General features: G+C 70.4%; 4 protein-coding genes. All 4 read left to right on the forward strand.

The annotated features are described in order from the left end of the window. On the forward strand, positions 1-1,979 hold a 1,979-nt coding region (locus FNH04_RS35510; protein ID WP_152789969.1), incomplete at its 5' end, for an AMP-binding protein. Positions 1,980-2,089: 110 nt separating this feature from the next. Next, a complete protein-coding gene (locus FNH04_RS35515; RefSeq protein WP_228031794.1) occupies positions 2,090-3,247 on the forward strand; it encodes a sulfotransferase domain-containing protein in 1,158 nt (385 codons plus the stop codon). Positions 3,248-3,268: 21 nt separating this feature from the next. Continuing rightward, the gene (locus tag FNH04_RS35520) at positions 3,269-4,033 is read left to right on the forward strand and encodes a class I SAM-dependent methyltransferase (RefSeq protein ID WP_152789970.1); all 765 of its coding nucleotides are present in this window, start codon (positions 3,269-3,271) and stop codon (positions 4,031-4,033) included. A gap of 162 nt (positions 4,034-4,195) precedes the next feature. Beyond that, the coding region (locus tag FNH04_RS35525) for a non-ribosomal peptide synthetase (RefSeq protein WP_194236916.1) at positions 4,196-8,823 on the forward strand (4,628 nt) is incomplete at its 3' end.

Below are 8,823 nucleotides of genomic sequence, written 5' to 3' on the forward strand. Positions count from 1 at the left end.
GCTTTGACGCGGCGGTGTGGGAGCTGGTGATGGTGCTGTCGGGCGGCGGCACGCTGGTCGTGGCGTCGTCCGAGGAACGGGCCGAGCCGGGCGGAGTGGCGGGGTTGGTCCGTTCGGCGGGGGTGGAGCTGGCGTTCATGGTGCCGTCGTTGCTGCGGGTGCTGGCGCCGGCCGATCTGGCCGGGTTGAAGACGCTGGTGACGGGCGCGGAGCGGGTGGATGTGGCGCTGGCGTCGGCATGGCGGGCGGCTGGGCACCGGCTGCTGAACGCCTACGGACCGACCGAGGCCACGGTGGTGGCGAGTATCGGGGTGGTCGAGGACAGTGAGCTTCCTCCCTCGATCGGAGGGCCGGTTGCTGATGGGCGTCTGTATGTGGTGGACGGGTCGCTGAACCTGGTGCCGACGGGTGTGGCCGGTGAGTTGCTGGTGGGTGGTGCCGGTGTGGCGCGCGGGTATGCCGGGCGTGCGGGGTTGACGGCGGAGCGGTTCGTGGCGGATCCGTTCGCGGCGGACGGTTCGCGGGTGTACCGGACCGGTGACCGGGTGCGGTGGCGCGCCGATGGACGGCTGGAGTTCGTGGGCCGGGTCGATGACCAGGTCAAGGTCCGCGGCTACCGCATCGAACCGGCGGAGATCGAGACCGCCCTGGCCGCCCACCCGGACATCCGCTCCGCGGTGGTGACGGTGCCCGGGGAGGGGGACACGGCACGGCTGGCGGCGTATCTGGTTCCGGCCGATCCCGCCGAAGGTGTTCCCGCCATGGGCGAGCTGCGCGACTACCTGCGCGCCAGGCTGCCCGCCTTCATGATCCCGGCTTCCTTCACCGAGCTGGCCGCCCTCCCGCTGACCCCGGGCGGCAAGATCGACCGGGCCGCCCTCCCCGACCCCGAACCGGGCCGCGTCGATCTGTCGGATCGCTACATCGCCCCCCGAACCAAGATCGAGCGGGTGGTGGCCAAGGTCTGGGCCGACGCGCTGGGCCTGGACCGGGTGGGCGTGGACGACAGCTTCTTCGAGCTCGGCGGGCACTCCCTGCTGGTGACCCAGATCGTGGCCCAGATCCGGGCCGCCGGATACGACACCAGCGTCGGCGATCTGTTCGACCGTCCCACCGTCGCCGGCGTCGCCGCGCAGATCGAGGCGCACAGGGCTGAGGCCAGACTCCGCTCGGCCGTCCGCGTCAGGAGGGGCGACATCGTCCCCGCCGTGTTCGCCGTGCACTCGATCACCGGCGAGGTCGCCGCCTACGCCGGACTCGCCGATCATCTCGGCGAGGGCCAGCAGCTGATCGCGCTGCAGGAGCGGGGTCTGGTCGGCGACGACCGCCCGCTGCGAACGGTCGGGACGATGGCGGCTGCCTACCTCAGGGAGGTGTTCCAGCTCCAGCCGGACGGCCCGTACCTGTTCGCCGCGCAGTCCGGAGGCTGCTACGTCGCCCTTGAGATGGCCCGGCGGGCGGCCGCTGCGGGCAAGGAGGTGGGCGGTGTGTTCCTGATGGGTCCGGCCTTCCTCGGCGCCCGCGCCCCCGGCCACCGGGCCGCCGCCCAGGAGACCCGTCGGCTCCTGGCCCGTCTGGACGACACGATCCAGGCTCCGCCCGGGACCCGCCTCTCCCCGGCCGACGAGGACCGGCTGCTGCGATTCCGCGAACCCGACGACAAGATCGCCGCCGCCGTCAGGGTGGGCGACAAGCACGGGATGCGGATCATGCGTGCGGTGACCATCAACGGGTTGGCCTACACCGCATACGGGCGGAGTATGCACCGGGAGCCCTACGACGGCAGGGTGGTGCTGTTCATGCCGGCCGAGGACCCGGACGAGATCCGGCAGCAGGCCCTCGACCAGTGGCGGGCCGCGCTCGTCCGGGAACCGGAGATCGTGGACGTGCCCGCGGAACACTCGACCGTGCTGCGCGGAGACAGTGCGCGGGTCATCGGCGCGTGGCTGAAGACGGAGATCACCCGCCGGCGGCGCTGAGCGGGAAAGCCGGTGTTCAACTGATGCGATGCCCTGGTTGAACACCTCGTGTGCCCACGCCCGCGTGAGCCCGGTTGAATTCACGACTGGAAGGCAGAAGAATTACGGCCATGCTCGATACGGACAGAATTGCCGTGAATCTGTTCTTTGAGATGAGCGACTCCAACGAACGGGCCATGGCCGCCCGCCTTTCGTCCGCGGGCTTCAGAGATATCGCCTTGGGTGACGTGCTCCTCCTGACGACGCTGAAGACGAGAGGCCACTCCGCCAAGGAGGCGAGACAGAAGTCGAAAATCGGCGGCGGCGTATCACGAGAGATGACCGACAAGCTGTTGTCGCGCGGGTACCTGGAAGACCGAAGCGGGCCGAATGACCCCGATCGTGCGGGGATCGTGCTCACCACTCGGGGCCGCCTGGCCGTTGACGTGGTCATGGACGGGGTCCTGGCTGATCGCTGGGTTTCCTTCCCGTTCCGGCCGGGTGACATCGTCATCTGTGCGCCGGGTAAATGCGGCACCACATGGGTGCAGATGATCTGCGCGCTCCTGGTCTTCCAGACGCCGGACCTTCCGGCTCCGCTCAATCAGCTGTCGCCGTGGCTGGACGACCCGACCGGTATACGCCATGAGGTGTTCGAGTGGTACGCCGCTCAGCGCAACCGGCGGTTCATCAAGACGCACAGCTCACTGGCGGACGTTCCCGCCCTCCCGCAGGTCACCTACATCGTGGTCGGGAGGAATCCGCTGGATGCCGCCGTTTCGTCCTACCACCAGCAGAAGCGCACGGATGCGGCGTCTGGATCCGCTGATCGGAGCCTCGGGGACTCGGCACGGGCATGGCTGCTCGATTGGATCGCCGAAGAGCCGGCTTCACCGACACAGCCGAGCCCTCTGGGCGGCATTCTCCAGCGCATCGCCGACGCGTGGGCACGACGCGACGAGCCGAACGTCGTCCTCACGCACTACGAAGACCTGTCCGCCGATCTGGAGGGACAGATGCGCCTCCTCGCGGCGCGGCTGGGAATCACGGTCGCCGAAGAACTGTGGCCCGGCCTGGTGAAAGCCGCGACCTTCGGGCGGATGCGCGCGGCGGCGGACCGGATCGAGCCCTTCGCAGGCGTGCTCAAGGACAACGCGTCCTTCTTCCGCAGAGGTGTGTCGGGATCGGGAGCCGAACTGCTCACCACGGCCGAGCTCGCCGACTACCACGCGCGGGTCGCGCGGGTCCTCGAACCTGACGTGCTGGCCTGGCTGCACCGGTCGGCGTGAGGCCGGAGAAGGGTTGAAGCGATGTGTGCCGCTGAGAGACCACTGTCCACCCGGGAAGACCGCTACCGTTCGGTGCTGGCCAACCAGGGCCGCGGCTCCACACTCCAATCCATCTACCGAGACATCTATGGCGCCGACTATCCCAGCGAAGTGGAACCCTTCGGTTTCGTCACACTGAGCGACCTGCGCCTGCTGGCGGGCATTCTGGCGCAGTCGCACACGACAGACCTGCTCGACGTGGGGTGCGGCCGGGGCGGCCCCGGTCTCTGGATCGCGCGTGAGCTTGATGTGCCCCTGACCGGCGTGGATATCATCGCCGAAGCGGTGGCCGCCGCGTCGGATCGGGCGGCGAGTTTCGGCATGGCGTCCCGGGCCGGTTTCTACGTGGCCAGTGCTACGGACACCGGATTGCCCGCCGGGGGTTTCGACGGGGCGGTCAGCGTCGACGCGCTGTGGATGGTGCACGACAAGTCTGCCGCCTTCCGCGAGCTGGCGCGGGTGCTCCGCCCCGGCGGCCGGCTCGTGTTCACCAGCTGGGAACCGGTTCGCCTGCCCTACGACTCCTTTCTCGAAAGAGCCGGGTTCACCGACATCACCAAGCAGGAGATCGCCGGTTCCCGGGACCGGGAGATCGCCGTGCACAAGGCCATCCTGCGTCATGGGGAGGAAATCTCCCTGGAACTCGGGAAAGAGGCCGCCGAAGTGCTCACGGCGGAGGCGACGCACACCCCTGCCCTGCTGGACGACACCCCGCGGGTCATCATTTCTGCCGTCCGCAGCCGGTGACCGCTCTCAAACTTTCGCTCCGCCGTTGTTGAACACCTTCTCAGGGACGACTGAGCGTGGATTCACCGCGTGCCATGCAGCCGCACCGAATGCCATATTGAGTTCCCCGATGGCAGCGGATGAATCGCGGGTTTGGTTTGGCATTCTCACGGTGGAGGACATGTGACGCTTTCCCGGGCCAGACAGGAATTGCTGACGCGACGCCTCAAGGGAGAGCGGTCGCCGCTGCGGGAATGGGGGCAGCGCCCCGACGCCCCGATTCCGCTGTCATTCGCGCAGCAGCGGCTGTGGTTCCTCGACCAGCTCGAACCGGGCTCGATCGAATACACCATGCCGATGCGGGTGCCACTGGGCCGCGACCTTGACACCGGGGCGCTGAACAAGGCTCTGGACGCGGTGGTGGCGCGGCACGAGGTGTTGCGGACCCGGCTGGTGGCGGGCCCGGACGGCGTCGCCCACCAGGTCATCGATCCGCCTGGCCCGGTCTGGTTGCCGGTCGTCGACGTGTCCGCCGAACCCGATCCGGCGCGTGCCCTGGAACGGCTCGGAGCCCAGATGATCAGGTCCCCGTTCGATCTGGCGACGGGCCCACTGGTGCGCTTCTGCCTGGTCCGGCTGGGTGAGCCGGGACATGTCCTGGTCCTGACGATGCACCACGTGGTCTTCGACGAGTGGTCCGAGCGTGTGCTGCGGCGGGAACTGCTCGCGTTGTATTCGGCGCTGCGGGCGGGGGAACCCGATCCGCTGCAGCCGCTCGCGGCGCAGTACGCCGATTTCGCGCTGTGGCAGCGGTCGTTCCTGTCCGGGGAGGTGCTGGAGCGGCAACTGGGCTACTGGCGGGAACGACTGGCCGGAGCCCCGGTGCTGGAGCTGCCCACCGATCGGCCCCGCCCCCCGGTGCGGTCGACGGCGAGCGGGGCGGTGCCGTTCACCGTCCCCGCCGATGTGGTGGACGGCCTGCGGGAGGTCACCCGCGAGAACGGCGCGACGATGTTCATGGCGCTGCTGGCGGGGCTCAGCGTCCTGCTGGGCCGGTACTGCGGCACCGACGACGTGGTGGTGGGCACTGCGGTGGCGGGCAGGAACCGGGCCGAGACAGAGGACCTGATCGGGTTCTTCGTCAACACCCTGGTGATGCGCACCGACCTGTCGGGCGACCCGACGTTCGCGGAGGTCCTCGCCCGGGCGCGGGAGGCCGCGCTGGGGGGCTACGCCCATCAGGACCTGCCGTTCGAGCAGCTGGTGGACGCCCTGGTCACCGAGCGGGACAGGTCCCGCACCCCGCTGTTCCAGGTCTTCCTCAACTACGGCCAGGAGGACGGCCCCGGACGGCCGACCCGGGAACGCCGCGAGGACCGCGACGGCGACGGCGTCTCCCGGCAGCTCACGACGGCCGATCTGCAGGTGAACTTCGGCGACGCGGGCGAGAGCGGCCTCTCCGGGGAGATCGAGTACAGCACCGCCCTCTTCGACGGGGCGTCGGTGCGGCGGCTGGCCCGGCACCTGGTCACGGTGTTGCGGGCCTTCATGGACTCCGGCCGCAAGGTGGCCGCCCTGGAGCTGCTGTCCGAGCCCGAGCGCGGCGAGTTGCGGTCGTGGGGGACGGGCGCCGAGCCGGTGGCGAAGGGCTCGGTCCTGGAACTGATCGGGGAACAGGCGCGACTGCGGCCGGACGCGATCGCGGTGGTGGAGGGGGATCGGCAGCTCACCTACGGGGAGCTGAACGCACGGTCGAACCGGTTGGCGCGGCATCTGCGGGCGCGGGGCATCGGCCGTGAGGACGTCGTCGGGGTGTGCCTGCTGCGCGGCACCGGCCTGATGGTGGCCATCCTCGGAGTGTTGAAGGCGGGCGCCGCCTATCTCCCGATGGACGCCGACCACCCGGACCAGCGCATGCGGTACATGCTCGAGGCCTCCGGCGCACCACTCGTCATCACCCAGACAGCGCTCGCCGACCGGATAGGCCCCGACGTGGAACGCCTGGTCGTCGACGCGGACGAGGCGGCCATCGCCACCCACAGCCGCGACGAACTGCCGCCGCAGGCGGGGCCGGGAAACCTGGCCTACGTCATCTTCACCTCGGGCTCGACCGGCAGGCCCAAGGGTGTGCTCATCGAACACCGCTCGATGAGCCTGCGGCTGACCGAGATGGGCCGCCGATACGAGATCACCCCGGCCGACAGCACCCTGCAGTTCGCCTCCATCACCTTCGACGCGACGGTCGAGCAGCTCTTCCCGGTCCTCATGCGCGGCGGGCGACTGGTGCTGCGCGGCGCCGAGTTGTGGACGCCGGCCCAGGTGCTGCGGCAGATCCGGGCACAACGGGCGACCATCGCGGAGATGACCCCCGCGGTCTGGGAGCTGGCCATCTCCGACCTCGCCGGCGACGGACCGGGCCCGGACTTCCGCCTGCTGATCCTGGCCGGTGAAGCGATACCGGCCGCGGTGCTGGCGCGCTGGTTCGAGCGGACCTCGGTACCGATCTACAACACCTACGGGCCCACAGAGGCGACGATCACGGCGGTCGTCTCGGTGTTGCGTGAGCCGGTTTCGCCGGTCCCGATCGGCCTGCCGATCGCCGCGACGACGGTTCACGTGCTGGACGGCCGACTGCGCCCGGTCCCGGTCGGCGTGGCGGGCGAACTGTTCATCGGCGGCCCCGGTGTCGCGCGCGGATACGGAGGCCGCCCGGCCCTGTCGGCGGAGCGCTTCATCGCCGACCCGTTCGCCGCCGACGGCTCGCGCATGTACCGGACAGGTGACCGGGTGCGGTGGAGCGCGGCGGGACGGATGGAGTTCCTGGGCCGGGCCGATGACCAGGTCAAGGTACGAGGAGTCCGGATAGAACCTGGGGAGATCGAGGCCGCGCTCGCCGCCCACCCCGGTGTGCAGGTGGCGGTGGTGACCCCGTTCGGCGAGTCGGCGCAGGCACGCCTGGTGGCCTACGTCGTACCCGCCGACCCCGCCGAGGGCATCCCCACCTCCGGCGAACTGCGCGGCCACCTGCGCGAGAGCCTGCCGGAGTTCATGATCCCGTCGGTGTTCACAGAGCTGGCCGCGCTGCCGCTGACCTCCAGCAGCAAGATCGACCGCGCCGCCCTGCCGGTGCCCGACGCCCACCGCTCCGACCTGGACGGCACGTTCGTCGCCCCTGCCACCCCGGCCGAGGAGTCGCTGGCGGGAATCTGGGCGGAGCTGCTCGGGGTGGACCGGGTCGGCGCGGAGGACAACTTCTTCGAGCTCGGCGGCCACTCACTGCTGGCCACCCAGGTGATCTCCCGCATCCGAGACGCGTTCGGGACCGAGATACCCCTGGCGGCCCTGTTCGACCAGCCCACGGTCAGCGAACTGGCCCGGGTGGTCGAACGGTCCGTGCACGGTGTGACGGTGGCGCCGATCACGCCGGCCCCGCGCGACCAGGCGCTGCCGCTGTCGTTCGCCCAGCAGCGGCTGTGGTTCCTCGACCAGCTCGAGCCGGGATCGACCGAATACAACGTGCCCCTCCGAACCCGATGGCGCGAGCCGCTGGACACCGAAGCGCTGCGCCGGGCGCTGGGCACGGTCGTGGCCCGCCACGAGGTGTTGCGCACCCGGCTGGTGGCCGGCCCCGACGGGACGGCCCGTCAGGTGATCGACCCGCCCGGCCCGTTCGTACTGCCCGTGGCGGACGTGTCGGGCGCCCCCGATCCGGAGACGGCGGCCCGCGACCTGGCCGCGGCGTCCGCGGCCGCGCCGTTCGATCTGGCGGCCGGGCCGCTGATCCGCGCGGTGCTGATCCGGCTGGGCGCCACCGATCACGTGCTCGGCCTTTCGCTGCACCACGTGGTGTTCGACGAGTGGTCCGGCACGATCTTCTGGCGTGAGCTGACGGCCTTGTACGAGGCGTTCCGGACGGGCGAGCCGGACCCGCTGCCGCCGCTGGCGGTGCAGTACGCCGACTTCGCGGCCTGGCAGCGGTCCGAGCTGACCGGCGAGGTCCTGGACGGGCAGTTGGCCTACTGGCGGGAGCGGCTCGCCGATGCGCCGGTCCGGGAACTGCCCACGGACCGTCCGCGGCCGCCGGTGCGGTCGAACGCCGGGTCGGCGGTCGGGTTCACCGTCCCCGAACCGGTGGCGGACGGGCTCCGCGAGATCGCCCGTGAGAACGGAGCGACGACGTTCATGGTGCTGCTGGCGGGATTCAGCGTGGTGCTGGGCCGGTACGCCGACACCGACGACGTGGTGGTCGGGTCACCCGTGGCGAACCGGAACCACGCCCAGGTCGAGGACCTGATCGGGTTCTTCGTCAACACACTGGTGCTGCGCACCGACCTGTCCGGCGACCCGACGTTCGCCGAACTGGTCGGCCGGGTGCGCGAGACGGCGCTGGGCGCCTATGCCCATCAGGATTTGCCGTTCGAGCAGCTGGTGGACGCGCTGGTCACCGAGCGGGACAGGTCCCGTACCCCGCTGTTCCAGGTGCTGTTCGACTACTTCGGCGATGACGGGTCACACGGTGAAGCCGAGCACGACGGTGAGCAGACCGGAGGATCGGCCAAGTTCGACCTGCGGCTGATCGTGGGCGACGGTGGCGCCGGCGGGCTGATGGGGATGGTCGAGTTCAGTACGGCGCTGTTCGACCGGAGCACGGTGGAGCGCATGGCGGGCCACCTGTGCACGGTGCTGGCGGCGGTGGCCGCTGACGCGGCGCTGCCGCTGTCGGGGGTGTCGATGCTCACCGCCGACGAGCGTGCGCGGTTGGTGGGCGCTGGGGGTGGTCCGGTGGTGGCCTGGCCTGTGGTGGGTGGGCC

It is taken from the genome of Streptomyces phyllanthi, from assembly GCF_009377205.1.
GTDB lineage: Bacteria > Actinomycetota > Actinomycetes > Streptomycetales > Streptomycetaceae > Streptomyces > Streptomyces phyllanthi.